General features: G+C 56.8%; 15 protein-coding genes. 6 read left to right on the top strand and 9 right to left on the bottom strand.

Features of this window, described 5'->3' with window-relative positions; genetic code table 11:
* Nucleotides 1-28: 28 nt before the first annotated feature.
* The 4 genes from nhaR to dnaK form a co-directional block, all read right to left on the bottom strand.
* Nucleotides 29-928: a transcriptional activator NhaR gene (nhaR, locus tag I6L58_RS09060; RefSeq protein WP_006173964.1), complete on the bottom strand. Its 900-nt coding sequence runs from the start codon at nucleotides 926-928 to the stop codon at nucleotides 29-31.
* A 57-nt stretch (nucleotides 929-985) separates the two neighbouring features.
* The gene (nhaA, locus tag I6L58_RS09065) at nucleotides 986-2,161 is read right to left on the bottom strand and encodes a Na+/H+ antiporter NhaA (protein ID WP_088208839.1); all 1,176 of its coding nucleotides are present in this window, start codon (nucleotides 2,159-2,161) and stop codon (nucleotides 986-988) included.
* Nucleotides 2,162-2,334: 173 nt separating this feature from the next.
* Nucleotides 2,335-3,483, bottom strand: a complete 1,149-nt coding sequence (gene dnaJ / locus I6L58_RS09070) for a molecular chaperone DnaJ (RefSeq protein WP_006173972.1) — start codon at nucleotides 3,481-3,483, stop codon at nucleotides 2,335-2,337.
* Nucleotides 3,484-3,568: 85 nt separating this feature from the next.
* A complete protein-coding gene (gene dnaK, locus I6L58_RS09075) occupies nucleotides 3,569-5,482 on the bottom strand; it encodes a molecular chaperone DnaK (protein ID WP_058609649.1) in 1,914 nt (637 codons plus the stop codon).
* A gap of 296 nt (nucleotides 5,483-5,778) precedes the next feature.
* Between dnaK and satP the strand changes: the two genes are divergently transcribed.
* From satP to I6L58_RS09095, 4 genes are all read left to right on the top strand, one after another.
* Nucleotides 5,779-6,345 carry an acetate uptake transporter gene (gene satP / locus I6L58_RS09080; RefSeq protein ID WP_088208838.1) on the top strand — a complete coding sequence of 189 codons (567 nt, stop codon included), beginning with the start codon at nucleotides 5,779-5,781 and terminating at the stop codon, nucleotides 6,343-6,345.
* 236 nt (nucleotides 6,346-6,581) lie between these two features.
* On the top strand, nucleotides 6,582-7,655 hold the full coding sequence (locus tag I6L58_RS09085) for a FecCD family ABC transporter permease (RefSeq protein ID WP_006173977.1): 1,074 nt from the start codon (nucleotides 6,582-6,584) through the stop codon (nucleotides 7,653-7,655).
* Nucleotides 7,652-8,431, top strand: coding sequence for an ABC transporter ATP-binding protein (locus tag I6L58_RS09090; protein WP_088208837.1), 780 nt, complete (start codon nucleotides 7,652-7,654; stop codon nucleotides 8,429-8,431). The genes I6L58_RS09085 and I6L58_RS09090 overlap by 4 nt, the downstream gene beginning before the upstream one ends.
* A 16-nt stretch (nucleotides 8,432-8,447) precedes the next feature.
* A complete protein-coding gene (locus tag I6L58_RS09095) occupies nucleotides 8,448-9,584 on the top strand; it encodes an ABC transporter substrate-binding protein (RefSeq protein ID WP_088208836.1) in 1,137 nt (378 codons plus the stop codon).
* Nucleotides 9,585-9,628: 44 nt separating this feature from the next.
* On the opposite strand, the gene I6L58_RS09100 is transcribed toward I6L58_RS09095, so the two are convergent.
* From I6L58_RS09100 to tal, 3 genes are all read right to left on the bottom strand, one after another.
* Nucleotides 9,629-10,918 (bottom strand): MFS transporter, encoded by a 1,290-nt coding sequence (locus tag I6L58_RS09100; RefSeq protein ID WP_088208835.1) that lies wholly within the window; start codon nucleotides 10,916-10,918, stop codon nucleotides 9,629-9,631.
* Nucleotides 10,919-11,040: 122 nt separating this feature from the next.
* Complete coding sequence (gene mog, locus I6L58_RS09105) at nucleotides 11,041-11,628, bottom strand: molybdopterin adenylyltransferase (RefSeq protein WP_088208834.1); 588 nt, start codon at nucleotides 11,626-11,628, stop codon at nucleotides 11,041-11,043.
* Nucleotides 11,629-11,739: 111 nt separating this feature from the next.
* Nucleotides 11,740-12,693 (bottom strand): transaldolase, encoded by a 954-nt coding sequence (gene tal / locus I6L58_RS09110; protein WP_006173984.1) that lies wholly within the window; start codon nucleotides 12,691-12,693, stop codon nucleotides 11,740-11,742.
* Between the two features lie 262 nt (nucleotides 12,694-12,955).
* Between tal and I6L58_RS09115 the strand changes: the two genes are divergently transcribed.
* Nucleotides 12,956-14,386: an alanine/glycine:cation symporter family protein gene (locus tag I6L58_RS09115; RefSeq protein ID WP_088208833.1), complete on the top strand. Its 1,431-nt coding sequence runs from the start codon at nucleotides 12,956-12,958 to the stop codon at nucleotides 14,384-14,386.
* A 66-nt stretch (nucleotides 14,387-14,452) separates the two neighbouring features.
* Entirely contained in the window at nucleotides 14,453-15,226 is a 774-nt protein-coding gene (gene yaaA, locus I6L58_RS09120) for a peroxide stress protein YaaA (RefSeq protein WP_006173987.1), read from the top strand.
* Nucleotides 15,227-15,259: 33 nt separating this feature from the next.
* Here yaaA and I6L58_RS09125 read toward each other — a convergent pair whose 3' ends face one another.
* The gene (locus I6L58_RS09125; RefSeq protein ID WP_058609644.1) at nucleotides 15,260-15,553 is read right to left on the bottom strand and encodes a DUF2502 domain-containing protein; all 294 of its coding nucleotides are present in this window, start codon (nucleotides 15,551-15,553) and stop codon (nucleotides 15,260-15,262) included.
* A 244-nt stretch (nucleotides 15,554-15,797) separates the two neighbouring features.
* Nucleotides 15,798-17,084, bottom strand: coding sequence for a threonine synthase (thrC, locus tag I6L58_RS09130; protein ID WP_088208832.1), 1,287 nt, complete (start codon nucleotides 17,082-17,084; stop codon nucleotides 15,798-15,800).

The raw sequence follows: 17,084 nt of genomic DNA on the forward strand, positions 1-17,084 counted from the left end.
CCCGCTTAACGCGGGTTTTTTTATGCCTTCAGAGTGCCGGTGGCGTAAACAACGCCGCGTAGTCCCGGTTGCAGATGCGCTGCACCGCCGGATGCTGAATCATTCTTTCGGCGAATATGGCGTGATACTCCTCCATCACGTTATCGACCCTGCCAATCTCCGTAATGCCCTTCGCCGAATAGAGATCGTGCGCGTACAGCGTCGGTGCGACAAAGATAGCGTTATGCGCTTCGCCAAAAGCCTTCATCAGCGCCGCGTCGTCGAACTCTCCGAGGATCTCCACCTTCAGCCCCTGGGAGTTAAACCAGTTTTGCAGTTTACGTCCCAGCATTGAACGTCTGCCTGGCACCAGCAGGCGACGCTCCTCCAGGCACGCCGGGAACGGTGTTTCCGGCGGCGGATTGATGCACCAGAAGCTGACACCGCATTCGCCAATCTTCACCGAGAACAGCCCCTCCTGCTGCGTGGAGTCAATCGGGCAGTCCGAAATAATCATATCCAGCTTGTGCTGGCTCAGCTGCTCAAGCAGCATCTCATGGGTGGACTCGAAGCAACGCAGATGAATTTGCTCATCTTCCACCACGGCGGCATCCAGCACGCCGCTCACCAGCCGTTTCGACAGCGCGTCCGCCACGCCTACGTCAAAGAGCAGGTTCGACTCCTTGCGGTAGTTGACGATATCCAGCATCTCCTGGCTGAGGGTGAACATCTTGTCCGCATAGCGAAATACCAGCTCGCCCAGCTCCGTTGGTTCTATCCCGCGGCCTTTACGCTTAAAGAGTTTGCCCTGCAGACGCTCTTCCAGGGCTTTAATTTGCCCGGTAATGGTCTGCGGCGTCAGATAGAGCGCCTCTGCGGCCCCCACCACCGATCCTTGTTTGTAGACGTGCCAGAAGTAGTAAAGATGGTTGTAATTCAAATGAGACATCGCGTCTTCGCTCCCTGATCGTTTACCGGGAGAAGGTCCCCTTCTCCCGGTCTTCCGTTATGCCCGGGCGACCTGCCCTGACAATTTCACTTTCAACAATGTATATCCTGTTACTGCGGCCAGTAATGACCCAATAAGAATGCCTAGCTTCGCCCAGACAATCAGCTCAGGCGCATGTGCGCCAAACGCCAGCGTCGAGATGAAAATCGACATCGTAAACCCGATACCGCACAACACGCCAACCGCCATAATTTGCCTGAAGGTCACGCCATTCGGCAGCGATGCCAGCTTGAGTTTCAGCGCCAACCAGCAGAACAGGCTAATTCCCAGCGGCTTACCGATAAACAGCCCGGCAATAATGCCCAGCGGCAGAACCGACGTCAGGCCATCAAGGGTGACGCCAGCCAGCGAAACGCCCGCGTTGGCAAAGGCAAACAGCGGCAGGATCATGAAGGCGACCCAAGGCTGAAGCACATGCTCTAACTGTTGTGCAGGAGACTTGCCCTCCTGCGGCTTAAGCGGCACAAAGAAGCCCACGATCACCCCCGCCAGCGTGGCATGGACGCCCGATTTCAGCACGGCGGTCCACAGCACGACGCCCACCAGCATATAGATGCCGATGCGGCGGACGTTGAAGATATTCAGCAACGCCAGCACCGCAATCGCCCCAGCCGCCACGCTCAGCGACAGCACCGACAAGTCGCTGGTATAGAACAGCGCAATAATGATGATTGCGCCCAGATCGTCAATGATGGCCAGCGCCATCAGGAAGATTTTTAACGCCATCGGCACGCGGCTGCCCAGCAGGGCCAGTACCCCGAGCGCAAAGGCGATATCCGTGGCGGCCGGAATGGCCCAGCCGTGGCGAGCAACCGGATCCTGCCAGGTAAATGCCAGGAAGAGCAACGCCGGTACGACCATACCGCCGAGGGCGGCAATCACCGGGAACGCCGCACGCTGTCGGCTGGCAAGCGAACCCAGCACCAGCTCACGCTTCACCTCCAGCCCTACCAGCAGGAAGAACACCGCCATCAGCGCGTCGTTGATCCACAGCAGCATGTTCTTGTTAATTTCCAGCGGCCCGACCTTCAGCTCGACGGGGGTTTCCAGAAATGCATGGTAGAGATCGCGCGTAATACCCATGTTAGCCAGGGCCATCGCGGCCGCAGCGGCGATGATCAGGATCACGCCGCCGGAGGCTTCGTTGCTAAAGAAACGCTGTAATAATTTCACTTAAATTCTCTCTTTACCCAGAATACGTCGTTAAAACCATAATACCAAGCCATATAGATCGGGAAAATCAGATTAATGTTGGCTCTACACTCAGTTTTACCGAGCTATACCCACAAATAGAAAAAGCCCGGAATCGCTTCCGGGCTTTTTAAAGGATAGTGATCAGCAGAGAATTAGCGGGTCAGGTCATCGAAGAATTTTTTGACGCCATCGAAGAAGCTTTTAGAGCGTGGGCTATTGTTTTCACCCGTCGGCCCACCAAAGCTTTCCTGCAACTCTTTCAGCAGCTGTTTCTGCTTATCGTTGAGGCCCACCGGCGTTTCGACCACCACACGGCACAGCAGGTCGCCCTGCGCACCACCGCGAACGGACTTCACGCCTTTACCGCGCATGCGGAACAGCTTGCCGGTCTGGGTTTCGCCTGGCACTTTCAGGTTTACGCGACCATCAAGCGTTGGCACTTCAATCTCGCCACCAAGCGCGGCCATCGCGAAGTTGATCGGCACTTCGCAGTACAGGTTGTTACCTTCACGCTCAAAGATTGCGTGCTGTTTCACCTGAACCTGAACGTACAGATCGCCTGCCGGCGCGCCGTGCTCGCCTGCTTCACCTTCGCCCGACAGACGGATGCGGTCGCCCGTATCGACGCCAGCCGGAATTTTAACGGACAGGGTTTTGGTTTTCTCAACGCGACCATGACCGTGGCATTTGTTGCACGGATCTTTAATCAGCGTACCGCGACCGTGACAGTGAGGACACGCCTGCTGTACCGCGAAGAAGCCCTGGCGCATCTGCACCTGACCGGAACCATGACAGGTTGGACAGGTCTGTGGCTGGGTGCCCGCCTTCGCGCCGCTGCCGTGGCAAACGTCACACTCTTCCAGCGTCGGGATACGGATCTCTTTGGTGACACCACGAACGGCTTCTTCCAGCGTCAGATCCATGTTGTAACGCAGATCTGCACCGCGCGCCGCGCGCTGGCGACCACGACCACCGCCGAAGATGTCGCCGAAGACATCGCCAAAGATATCGCTGAAATCAGCACCGCCGCCAAAGCCGCCCGCGCCGCCGAATCCGCCGCCGCCCATGCCGCCCTGTTCAAAGGCCGCGTGACCGTACTGATCGTAGGCTGCACGTTTTTGCGCATCGGTCAGAACTTCGTAGGCTTCTTTGATCTCTTTAAATTTGGATTCAGCCTCTTTATCACCCTGATTACGGTCCGGGTGATATTTCATGGCCAGGCGCTTATACGCCTTTTTGATTTCACGCTCTTCCGCTGTTTTGGGAACGCCTAAAATCTCGTAATAATCAAGCTTCGCCATCTTGTTTTATCTGCCCCTAACATGCGTGCACGGGCGGAGAGGAAACCTCTTCGCCCGTGCCAGTAATTACCCGTTCAAAGGGCGATTATTTTTTGTCTTTTACTTCTTCGAACTCAGCGTCGACCACGTCGTCGTCTTTCGCGTTGTTCGCAGAGGCATCAGCGCCAGCCTGCTGCTGTGCGTGCTGCTGCTGTGCGATTTCCATCAGCTTCTGAGAAGCCTGTGCCAGCTCCTGCATCTTCGCTTCGATGTCCGCTTTGTCTTCGCCTTTCAGCGAGGTTTCCAGCGCGCTCAGTGCAGCCTCGATAGCCGTTTTGTCTTCTGCTGGCAGTTTATCGCCTGCTTCTTCAACCTGCTTACGGGTGCTGTGCAGCAGATGGTCACCCTGGTTACGGGTCTGAACCAGTTCTTCGAACTTACGGTCGGATTCAGCGTTAGCTTCTGCATCACGAACCATTTTTTCGATTTCCGCTTCGTTCAGGCCAGAAGATGCCTTGATGGTGATCTTCTGCTCTTTACCGCTGTTTTTGTCTTTCGCAGACACGTGCAGGATACCGTCAGCATCGATGTCGAAGGTAACTTCGATCTGTGGCATGCCGCGTGGTGCCGGGTTGATACCGTCCAGGTTGAACTGACCCAGAGATTTGTTATCCGCCGCACGCTTACGCTCACCCTGAATCACATGGATGGTTACCGCAGACTGGTTGTCTTCAGCGGTAGAGAACACCTGGCTGTGTTTCGTTGGGATGGTGGTGTTTTTGTTGATGAGCGCCGTCATCACACCGCCCATGGTTTCGATACCCAGAGACAGCGGGGTAACGTCCAGCAGCAGTACGTCTTTCACTTCACCGGTCAGTACGCCACCCTGAACCGCTGCACCGATAGCAACAGCTTCGTCCGGGTTAACGTCTTTACGTGGCTCTTTACCAAAGAACTCTGCCACTTTCTTCTGAACCATTGGCATACGCGTCTGACCACCGACCAGGATAACGTCCTGGATGTCAGAGACGGACAGACCCGCGTCCTGCAGCGCAACTTTCAGCGGCTCGATAGAACGGTTCACCAGGTCTTCAACCAGGCTTTCCAGTTTCGCACGGGTCACTTTGATGTTCATGTGTTTTGGACCGGTCGCGTCTGCGGTGATGTACGGCAGGTTCACGTCGGTCTGCTGAGCGGAAGACAGCTCGATCTTCGCTTTCTCAGCGGCTTCTTTCAGGCGCTGCATAGCCAGCGGGTCGTTACGCAGGTCAATGCCCTGATCTTTCTTAAACTCGTCAACGAGGTAGTTGATCATACGGCTGTCGAAGTCTTCACCACCCAGGTGGGTATCACCGTTGGTTGCCAGAACTTCGAAGGTTTTTTCGCCGTCAACGTCGTCGATTTCGATAATAGAGATATCGAAGGTACCACCACCGAGGTCGTAAACCGCGATAGTACGGTTGCCCACTTCTTTATCCAGACCGTAAGCCAGGGCAGCTGCGGTTGGTTCGTTGATGATACGTTTTACTTCCAGACCTGCGATACGGCCAGCATCTTTTGTTGCCTGACGCTGAGCATCGTTGAAGTATGCAGGTACGGTGATAACCGCTTCAGTTACCGGTTCGCCCAGGTAATCTTCCGCCGTTTTCTTCATTTTTTTCAGCACTTCAGCAGAGATCTGCGGTGGTGCCGTTTTGGTGCCTTTCACATCAAGCCATGCATCGCCGTTATCCGCCGCGATGATTTTGTACGGCATGATAGCAACGTCACGCTGAACTTCTTCGTCCTGGAAGCGGCGACCGATCAGGCGTTTAATCGCAAACAGGGTGTTTTGCGGGTTTGTCACTGCCTGACGTTTAGCCGGCTGACCAACCAGAGTTTCACCATCCTGGGTATAGGCAATGATAGAAGGCGTGGTGCGATCGCCCTCGGCATTCTCCAGCACACGTGCGGTAGTGCCGTCCATAATCGCTACACAAGAGTTGGTAGTACCCAGGTCGATACCAATAATTTTACCCATCTAAACGTCTCCACTAAAAATTCAGTCAACATGTGGTTGTGTACCTGTAATAAGGGCAGAACGTGCTTTTTCAACTGCCCAGATTTGATTTTTTCAGGTCCACACACTGCGGTTGCTTACAAGATGGGGTCGCAACGGCATCCATCAAGGGGGAAGGATAAAAAATATTTTAAATTCACCCTGATCAGATCATAGACGGCATGGTGCGTCCCCATTATGATGCCGCGCCCCGTCAGGGAGAATTGACGCGGGATTCACCATTTCACCATATTAATGATGATTTTTTTTGAGGACTTATGGGCAACACTAAGTTGGCTAATCCGGCTCCGCTGGGCCTGATGGGTTTTGGCATGACCACCATCCTGCTGAACCTGCACAATATCGGGATGTTCCCGATGGACGGAATTATCCTGGCGATGGGCATCTTTTACGGCGGTATCGCACAAATCTTCGCGGGCCTGCTGGAATACAAAAAAGGCAACACCTTTGGTCTAACGGCCTTTACCTCTTACGGCTCCTTCTGGCTGACGCTGGTCGCCATTCTGCTGATGCCTAAAATGGGTCTGACAGACGCGGCAAACGCGCACTTCCTGGGCGTTTACCTGGGCCTGTGGGGCGTCTTCACGCTGTTCATGTTCTTCGGTACGCTGAAGGCTAACCGCGCGCTGCAGTTCGTCTTCCTGAGCCTGACCGTGCTGTTCGCCCTGCTGGCGATTGGCCACCTGGCGGATAACGAAGGCATCGTTCACATCGCGGGCTGGGTTGGCCTGGTGTGTGGCGCAAGCGCTATCTACCTGGCAATGGGCGAAGTGCTGAACGAGCAGTTTGGCCGCACCGTGCTGCCGATTGGTAAAAAACACTGATAGCTCTTCCGTCGTGCCTGCCCTGCAGGCACGACTCCCCCGCCCGCTTCGCTTAATTTTGCGCCAAAACTCCAACAGTTCGTCAATGAAACACCCGTTATTTCAATATTGAATTGATAAGCATTATCACTTTAAATATCGTCGCCGGAGCCTCCCGGATATTGGATATCATGCAGCGCTCTCCACAGGAACGGTGGGAGGCATCACGATGTTGTTGTGTTGCATAAGGTTATCCAATGAACTCCAGCCTTGCCGCCAGCGTAAAGCCTGACGAATCGACCATTGCCTCTCACTATCGCCGGGTTGTGCTGCGCCGATACGCCCTTGCGGGCGCGCTTCTGCTTTTAATTGTCTGCTCCCTGCTTCTCGACTTTACGCTCGGGCCGTCCGGCATGTCGGTTTCGACCCTCTGGCACACCCTCGTCAACGCCTCCGCCGCCGACGCAGGTACGCGCGTCATTGTCTGGGATATTCGTCTGCCGTTCGCGCTGATGGCTGTGGCCGTGGGGATGGCGCTGGGGCTTGCCGGCGCGGAGATGCAGACCATCCTGAACAATCCGCTTGCCAGCCCCTTTACTCTCGGCGTGTCGTCTGCCGCCTCGTTCGGCGCCGCGCTGGCGATTGTGCTTGGCCTGGGCATTCCCGGCATCGACGACAAATGGTTTATTCCCGCCAACGCCTTTGTCTTTGCGCTGCTGGCCTGCTTTATTCTCGACGGCATCAGCCGCTGGACCCGTGTCGCCACCTCGGGCGTGGTGCTGTTCGGGATCGCGCTGGTGTTTACCTTCAACGCCCTGATCTCCATTCTGCAGTTCGTTGCCAGCGAAGATACGCTGCAGGGGCTGGTCTTCTGGACGATGGGCAGCCTGGCGAGAGCCTCCTGGGATAAGCTGGCGATCCTGGCCGTCGCGCTGGTGATTATCGTCCCGCTGTCGCTGAAAAACGCGTGGAAACTCACGGCGCTGCGCCTGGGGGAAGATCGTGCCGTGAGCTTCGGTATTAACGTGAAGAAACTGCGCATGACCACGCTGTTTCGCATCAGCATTATCTCGGCACTGACCGTCGCCTTTGTGGGGCCGGTCGGCTTTATCGGCCTGGTCGCGCCGCACATTTCGCGGATGATGTTTGGGGAGGACCACCGCTTTTACCTGCCCGGCAGTATGCTGATTGGCGCGCTGGTACTGTCGCTGGCCTCGGTGTTCTCGAAGAACATGGTGCCCGGCGTCATTATTCCCGTCGGCATTGTCACCTCTCTTGTTGGCGTTCCCTTCTTCCTGAGCATCATTATTCGTAACCGGGGGAACGTATGACCGGCGGCCTGCTCGTTCGCGATCTGCACACCGGCTATCGCAAGAAAAAAATTATCACCGGGCTGAATACGCCCTGCCTGCCACGCGGGAAAATTACCGCTCTGCTCGGCCCCAATGGCTCAGGTAAGTCGACCCTGCTGCGCGCCCTCGCTGACCTCAATCCCGCCCAGGGGGCGTTACACCTCAACGGGGAAGACCTGATGGCGATGCCCTCCGCCCAACGTGCGCAGAAGGTGGTTTATCTGCCGCAGTCCCTGCCGCAGGGAGTGCACCTTCACGCCCTGGAATCGGTCATCGTGGCCCGCCGGGCCAGCGGCAGCGAGCAGAGTGAAAACGTTGAGCAAGAGGCCTACGCCATCCTTGATAAGCTCGGCGTCGCGCACCTGGCGATGAGCTTTCTTGACCAGCTTTCCGGCGGGCAGAAACAGCTGATTGGCCTGGCGCAGTCTCTTATCCGCCAGCCCGACCTGCTGCTGCTGGACGAACCTCTCAGCGCCCTCGATCTGAACTACCAGTTTCACGTCATGGATATCGTGGCGCGCGAAACGCGGCTACGCAATATCGTCACCGTGGTGGTGATCCACGACATCAACATTGCGCTGCGCCATGCCGATTACGCCATGATGCTTAAAGGCGGCGAGTTAATTGCCAGCGGGCCGCCGGGAGAGGTAGTGAACGCTGCAAATCTGGCAACGGTCTACGGCGTGCAGGGTCGGGTTGAATACTGTTCGCGCGGGCTGCCGCACGTGGTGGTTGACGGGTTAACGCCTTACTAAAACAGACGGGGAAAACATGACGCTCAGAAAACTTCTCGCCGCCGCAGGCGGTCTGGCACTGCTCCTTTCATCTTTCATCGCCCAGGCGCAGAGCTGGCCGGTCACGGTAAAAGATCTGGATAACCGCACGGTCACGATTGAACACAAGCCGCAGCGCATCATTTTGCAGGACGGGCGCGATATCTTCACGCTGGCGCTACTGGAGCGCGACAACCCGTTTGCCAGCGTGGTGGCGTGGAATAACCTGCCGAAGAAGCAGGACACTGAAACCTGGAACGTGCTGAAGCGAAAATGGCCGGAAGCAGAGAAGATCCTCGACATGAAGTTTTCCGACCAGGGGAACGTGGATCTGGAAACCGTGATCTCTCGCCAGCCGGACCTGATGATCGCCCAGCTTCGCGCCAAACCTTCGCTGGTGCAAACCGGCGTACTGGAGAAACTCGACGCGCTGCATATACCGGTCATTTTCGTTGACTACGAACTACATCCGGTTGAAAACACCCTGCCGAGCATTGCCCTGCTGGGTAACGTCCTGGGCCAGACGGCGCGCGCGCAGGCCTACATCGATTTCTATCAACAGCGTCTGGACACCCTCCACCAGCGCCTGGCGGGCATCACTAAAAAACCCCTGGTGTTTATCGAGCCGATTGCCGGTGTCGGTGGCCTGGATAACGGCTGCTGCTTTACCCATGCGCGCAACGGCTGGGGCGGGCTGGTCGAGGCAGCGGGCGGGATCAACATTGGCTCACAGCTGCTGCCGGGCGCAACCGGGAATATCTCCGTCGAAAAAATTATCTCGATGAACCCGGATTACTACCTGATGACCGGATCTAAACGCCCGGGTAAAGGCACGGCGGTGATCCCGTTCGGCTATAACGTCCCGGCTGGCGACGTGACCGCGGCGTTCACTGCGCTGTTATCGCGTCAGGGCGTGTCGAGCATTCCGGCCGTCGCGGAAGGCCACACTGGCGCGCTCTATCACCACTTCTACAACAACCCGTACAACATCATCGCCATTGAGGCGCTGAGCAAAATCTTCTATCCAACGCAATTTAAGGATGTCGACCCGCTGGCGGATTACCACGCCATTATCACCCGCTTCACCCACATTCCGGATGACAACATTATCCTGAGCTATACCCCTTCGCACTAATCCATCAGCCGGGTGGCGGCTTCGCCAACACCCGGCCTGCCCTGCTATCCGGCCAGAACTGGTGCATTCACCGGTTTCTGACGCAGCCAGATGCCCAGCACCAGCCCCATCAGCGACAGCGCCAGTACATACCAGGCGGGAGCCATCGGCGACACACCCATCAGTACGGTGACGGCAATCGGCGTCAGCCCGCCAAAGATGGCGTACGAAACGTTGTAGGAGAACGAGATGCCGGTGAAGCGAACTTCCGGCGGGAAGGCGCGCACCATCACATAAGGCACGGCCCCCACGACGCCCACGCACAGCCCCACAATGCCGTACAGCAGGAACAGTTGTTCAGGATGGCTTCCCGCAAGATGGTAGAACGCCCAGCTGGATGCCGCGAGCAGCAGGCTCCCCACGATAAAGGTCAGGCTGGGGCCGAAACGATCGGCCGCGAGCCCGGCTGCCAGGCAGCCGAAGCACAGCATAATCGTCGCAATACTGTTGGCCTGAAGCGTCACCGCCGGAGCAAAACCGTACTGCTTTTGCAGCCAGACCGGCGACATTAAAATCACCACCACAATGCCCGCCGACAGCAGCCAGGTGAGTAGCATCGACACCACCACGGCCTGGCGATGGCGTACCACCACCGCTTTGACCGGCAGCTCCTGCGCCAGCGCCTTACGCTGCTGCATCTCGAGGAAAATGGGCGTTTCCTGCAGCCAGCGGCGCAGGTACATCGCCACCAGCCCGAACGCACCGCCTAACAGGAAGGGGAGTCGCCATCCCCACTCATGGACGGCCTGCTGCGTCATGCTGGTGTTGACGATGGTCGCCACCACCGAACCAAGAAGAATGCCGATCGTCAGCCCTGCCGTTAAGGTGCCGCAGGCGATACCAATGCGGCGCGCCGGCACATGCTCGGCGACAAACACCCAGGCACCAGGCACCTCGCCACCGATTGCAGCGCCCTGCAAAATACGCATCAGCAACAGCAGTAGCGGAGCAACAATGCCCATCGTGGCGTAGGTAGGCAGAAGGCCGATCGCCAGAGTGGGCACGGCCATCAGCAAGATACTGAGGGTAAACATCTTTTTACGCCCGACCAGATCGCCGAAGTGCGCCATCACAATGCCGCCCAGCGGTCGCGCCAGATAGCCCGCGGCGAAAATCCCGAAGGTCTGCACCTGACGCAGCCATTCCGGGATATCCGCCGGGAAGAACAGTTCTCCCACCACGGCGGCGAAGAAGACAAAAATGATGAAGTCGTAAAACTCCAGCGCGCCACCCAGTGCCGCGAGGGTCAGCGTTTTATAGTCCTGTCGATTGAGAGATCGGGCGTTATGTGACATAGCGAACCATTCGTCGTGTAATGTGGATTAATTTTTACAGTAATCGTAAAGAAAAGATGACTATACCGTAAAACGGTTACCACGCTATCGCGACTTCAGCTAATGTCACATATTGATTAATTTCAGGAGATTGTTTCGCGACGCGCGCTTTTCGGGCGAAATGCTGCTACGACATTGTCGTGCGTTTCCACGTAAGGGCCGTCCAGCAACTGTATACAATACGGTACACTTGCGAAAATACCGTGGACAATGACCTTGCCATCCTCGCCTTTCAGCCCTTCCAGCGTCTCTTTAATCGATTTCGGCTGGCCCGGCAGATTAAGTATTAACGCCTGTTTGCGGATCACGCCAACCTGGCGCGACAAAATGGCGGTCGGGACAAAGTGCAGGCTGATCTGGCGCATCTGCTCGCCAAAGCCCGGCATTTCACGATCGGCCACGGCAAGGGTGGCATCAGGGGTCACGTCGCGACGCGCCGGCCCGGTTCCGCCGGTGGTCAGAACAAGGTGGCAGCTCATCTCATCCACCAGCTCACACAGCGTCTGCTCAATAATCGGCTGCTCGTCCGGGATCAGGCGGGTCTGGATCTCAAACGGGGTGGTCAAGGCGCTGCTCAGCCACTCTTCAAGTGCGGGGATGCCTTTATCCTGATAAACACCGCTGGAGGCGCGGTCTGAAATCGACACTAAGCCGATGCGTAAGGTATTCATGTTCATTCCATTCAAAAAAGTACTGACTAAGGGGAATGATACACGCAGAGGGGAAATTCAGACAGAGTACGAAAGAAGTAGCGTGACCGGGAGCCCGGCCACGCGAAATGATTACAGCAGGTCGCCGATCATTTTTTCCAGTTTTTCCTGGTCGATGGCAAACTTACGGATACCGTCCGCCAGTTTGTCTACCGCCATAGGATCCTGGTTGTGCTGCCACAGGAACTCGGATTCGGTGATACGCTCAGGACGCGCTTTCACTTCACCGGTGTAAGACAGTTTGCGCTCGATTGCGCCTTCGCTCTCTGCCAGCTCTTTCAGCAGCGCAGGGGCGATAGTCAGGCGGTCACAGCCAGCCAGCTCAATGATTTCACCGACGTTACGGAAGCTTGCGCCCATCACAACGGTCTCATAGCCGTGCTGTTTGTAGTATTCGTAGATTTCCGTCACTGACACTACGCCCGGATCTTCAGACGCCGCGTACTCTTTTTTGTCAGTGTTAGCTTTGTACCAGTCCAGAATACGGCCAACGAACGGAGAAATCAGGTAAACACCCGCTTCTGCACATGCACGCGCCTGCGCGAAGGAGAACAGCAGGGTCAGGTTACAATTGATACCCTCTTTTTCCAGCTGCTCTGCCGCGCGTATGCCCTGCCAGGTAGAGGCCAGTTTGATCAGGATACGGTCGTTGCTGATGCCCGCGTCGTTGTACAGCTTGATCAGGCGCTTGGCTTTGGCGATGGACGCGTCGGTGTCGTAGGACAGGCGTGCATCCACTTCGGTAGAGATACGGCCCGGCACCAGTTTCAGAATTTCCAGACCGATGTTCACTGCCAGTTTGTCAGTTGCATCCACAACCTGCTGCGCGCGGTCGTTGCTCTGGCCTTTCGCCCAGGTCACAGCGTCGTCAATCAGTTTGCGATACTCAGGGATCTGCGCGGCGTTAAGGATCAGAGAAGGGTTGGTTGTGGCATCCTGCGGCTGGTACAGCTTCATTGCCGCGATATCTCCGGTGTCAGCTACGACAGTGGTGAACTGACGAAGGGAGGTCAATTTATCCGTCATGATAGTGTTTCTCTTTTAACGTGCCCTGGATAATTCACGCTACCGACAGCGAGCCAGCAACGGAAAAATGACAGGTTTACTTGTTAGGGGGATGTAACCGGTCTGCCCTGATGATAACACGACGGAGGGGTAGCGCAACCGCAGACAGTGCGCTTAGGCAGAGTATGATAAACTCGCAATATTAACAGGCTGCTAAGTAACGGCATGCTCACTCACTGGTAGCGCTTACATATGCATTTTGGCATCAACAAGAGGGACGTTAGTGCCTGATTTCTTTTTCTTTATTAATGAAATTCTCTGGGGTTCGATAATGATATACCTGCTGCTGGGAGCAGGTGTATGGTTCACGCTGCGCAGCGGTTTTATCCAGTTTCGCTATATCCGCAAGTTTGGCAGAAGTCTGAAAAACAGCGTAAGCCCTCAGCCCGGCGGATTAACCTCGTTCCAGGCGCTGTGTACCAGCCTCGCCGCGCGTGTCGGCAGCGGCAATATGGCGGGCGTCGCGCTGGCCATCACCGCCGGCGGCCCCGGCGCGGTCTTCTGGATGTGGATGACGGCGGTTATCGGCATGGCGACCTCGTTTGCCGAATGTTCGCTCGCCCAGCTTTACAAAGAGAAGGACAAAAACGGTCAGTTCCGCGGCGGCCCCGCCTGGTATATGGCCCGCGGGCTGGGTATGCGCTGGATGGGCGTCCTGTTTTCCCTCATTTTGCTCCTCGCCTACGGCCTGATTTTCAATTCCGTACAGGCTAACTCCGTGGCCCACGCCCTGCGTTATGCCTTTGCCTGCCCGGAGTGGGTCACCGGCGTCATGCTGGCCGCCCTTACGCTGCTGACCATCACCGCGGGCCTGAAAGGCGTTGCCCGCCTGATGCAGTTCCTGGTGCCCGTTATGGCACTCCTGTGGGTGTCAGCCAGCCTGATTGTCACGGTGATGCACATTGATCAGCTGCCGGAGATCGTAGCGGGCATCTTTAAAAGCGCGTTTGGCTGGCGCGAAGCGGCCTCCGGGGCGCTGGGCTACACCATCAGTCAGGCACTCACGGCAGGCTTTCAGCGGGGCATGTTCTCGAATGAAGCGGGCATGGGGTCGACGCCCAACGCGGCGGCGGCGGCGGCCTCATGGCCTCCTCATCCTGCAGCCCAGGGGATCGTCCAGATGATTGGCGTGTTCACAGACACCATCATTCTCTGCTCCGCCACCGCGATGATTGTGCTGCTGGCTGGCCCCGATTCCCATTCGTCAGAGATTGCCGGGATCCAGCTTATCCAACTGGCGCTGGCCAACATGGTCGGCAGCTGGGGCGCAGGGTTTGTCTCACTCATTGTGTTGCTGTTCGCCTTCAGCTCGATTGTGGTGAACTATATCTACGCCGAAAATAACCTCATCTTCCTGAAGCTGGATTCACGTTCTACCCGCAACGGGCTTCGCGCGTGCGTTATCGCGATGGTAATGACGGGTTCCCTGCTCCACATGCCGCTGATCTGGCAGCTGGCAGACGTCATTATGGCGCTGATGGCCATCACCAACCTGACGGCGATCTTACTGCTCTCACCGGTGGTGACGCTGATCGCCCGGGACTACCTGCGCCAGCGTAAGCTTGGGGTGCCACCGGTGTTTGATGCTGCGCGCTATCCTGAAATCGAGGCGCAAATCGCGCCGGGCACCTGGGATGATTTGCCGCGGCAATAACAGCTATCGATCAATTCAGGGCGATTTTTTGGTAAAGTCGCCCTAAATTTCCTGCAAGGACTGGATATGCTGATTCTGATTTCACCTGCTAAAACGCTCGATTACCAGAGCCCACTCGCCACCGAGCGGTATACCCAGCCTGAACTGCTGGACTACTCGCAACAACTCATCCACGAGGCGCGCAAACTTTCCGCTCCGCAAATCGGCAAGCTGATGAGCATTAGCGACAAACTTGCCGATCTGAACGCGACCCGCTTCCACGACTGGCACCCGGATTTTACGCCAGACAATGCCCGCCAGGCGCTGCTCGCTTTCAAAGGCGATGTGTATACTGGCCTGCAGGCAGAAACGTTCAGTGAAGCCGATTTCGATTTTGCCCAGCAGCATCTGCGCATGCTCTCCGGCCTGTATGGCGTACTGCGCCCGCTGGATCTGATGCAGCCGTATCGCCTGGAGATGGGCATCCGTTTCGAAAATGCCAAAGGCAAAGATCTTTACCACTTCTGGGGCGATATCATCACCGATACGCTTAATCAGGCGTTAAAAGCCCAGGGCGATAACGTGGTGATTAACCTCGCCTCCGACGAATATTACAAATCGGTGAAGCCGAAAAAGCTGGACGCAGAGGTCATCAAGCCGGTATTCCTGGATGAGAAGAACGGCACGTTTAAGGTGATCAGCTTCTACGCCAAAAAAGCGCGCGGGCTGATGAGCCGCTACATCATTCAAAACCGCCTGACCCGTCCGGAGCAGCTGACCGGGTTTAACAGCGAAGGCTATTTCTTTGACGAAGACGCGTCGGGGAAAGGTGAACTGGTGTTTAAGCGTCACGCGCAGTAAAAACAAAACCCCGCCTTCAGGCGGGGTTTTTGGTTAATGGTGCTTCCAGTCCGGGCCATGACCGCGATCGTCGTGGCGATCGTGGTGGTGGTTATCGTGCCCATGGTGCTCATCGTGCGGACGCCAGTGGTTATCGCGCCAGTCGTAGTGAGATTTCCACCAGTCATGGTCGCGCCAGCGGCCGCCATCCCAGTAGTGTCCGTTATTGTCCCGATCGCCAATCTGCAGTTTTACCGCAGGCACGAGGGTGATCTCAGCTGCCTGTACCGCCATGGGAGCGACCAGCATCAGTGAAAGCGCGATAAGTGCAGGTTTCAGTTTCGACATGGGTGACTCCTTATTATTCTTGCCCGTCGTGGGCCGATGTAAGGAGAATACGTGAGGGGGATGGAGGATGTTATTCTCTGCAATCCTAAACGCTAAGTGACCGCATTTATTGGGAATTTCTGCTTATTTACTGCGTTTTTTCTCCTTAATTTCTTCACAAAAAAGCCGGGTGGCGGCTGCGCCTTACCCGGCCTACAGATCGGTGCTGCTGTTGCCGGGTAGCGCTGCGCCACCCGGCAAAGCATCACCCGCGCGTCATCATTAACTTACGCAGCGCGGCAAAATCCGCTGGCAGTTCATGAGACAGCAGCGGCAGGTCGGCGCGGTCGGCCAGCTCTTTCGGCAGCGGCAGCGTTTCACCGAGGATCGCTTCAACGCTCTCCTTGAACTTCGCCGGATGCGCGGTGCCGAGGAACAGGCCATACTCTCCCGGCTGAAGCTGGTCGCGCAGAGCGCGGTAGGCAATCGCCGCGTGCGGTTCAGAGGTATATCCCACCGCTTTTAACTCGCGCATCGTCGCTTTGGTGGCCTCGTCCGTCACGGCAGCGTAACCCAGGTCGCCAAGACGCCAGACCTTGCGGCGGAACAGCTCCTCAACGCGCGGCCAGTTGTTCGGCTGGCTCACGTCCATCGCATTTGAAAGCGTCGCCTGCGTAGCGTTCGGTGCCCATTTCCCGTCTTTCAGGAAGCGCGGTACGGTGTCGTTGGCGTTGGTCGCCGCGATAAAGCGTTTCACCGGCAGACCCAGCGATTTCGCCAGCAGGCCCGCCGTCAGGTCGCCAAAGTTGCCGCTCGGCACGGAAACAACCAGCTGATTGCGCGCCTCCTGCGGCAGTTGTGCCACTGCTTCGAAGTAGTAGCAAATCTGCGCCAGCAGACGGCTGATGTTGATGGAGTTAGCCGAGTTCAGCCCCAGCGCCACTTTCAGCTCTTCGTCGTCGAAGGCCTGTTTAACCAGCGCCTGACAGGCATCGAAATCGCCGTCGATCGCCACGGTTTCAATGTTGCCGCCAAGGGTACAGAACAGTTTTTCCTGCAGCGGGCTGATTTTGCCTTTCGGGTAGAGGATCACCACGCGGACGTTTTTCAGGCCGTAGAACGCATGCGCGACCGCGGCACCTGTGTCGCCGGAGGTGGCGGTCAGAATGGTCACCGGCTTGTCGCCGCTGATGTGGGTCAGCATCTGCGCCATAAAACGGCCGCCGAAGTCTTTAAACGCCAGCGTCGGGCCGTGGAACAGCTCCAGACAGCCGACGTCCGGCTCGACCTGCTTAACCGGTGCCGGGAAGGCAAAGGCCGCACGCACGCGCGCTTCAAGCTGCTCTGGCGGGATCTCATCGCCGATGAACGCCGAGAGGATTTTGGTGCTGCGGGTGACAAAGTCCTGCTTCAACAGTTCGTCGATGTCGGTGAGCTGAAATTCCGGCAGGTCGTGCGGGAAGAACAGCCCCTGATTTTTGCCCAGCCCCTGAGTCACCGCCTGCGCGAAGCTGACCTGCTCGTTATGATCTTTAAGGTTGTAGAGTTTCAT

Origin of the sequence: Enterobacter cancerogenus, from assembly GCF_019047785.1 — a bacterium.
GTDB lineage: Bacteria > Pseudomonadota > Gammaproteobacteria > Enterobacterales > Enterobacteriaceae > Enterobacter > Enterobacter cancerogenus.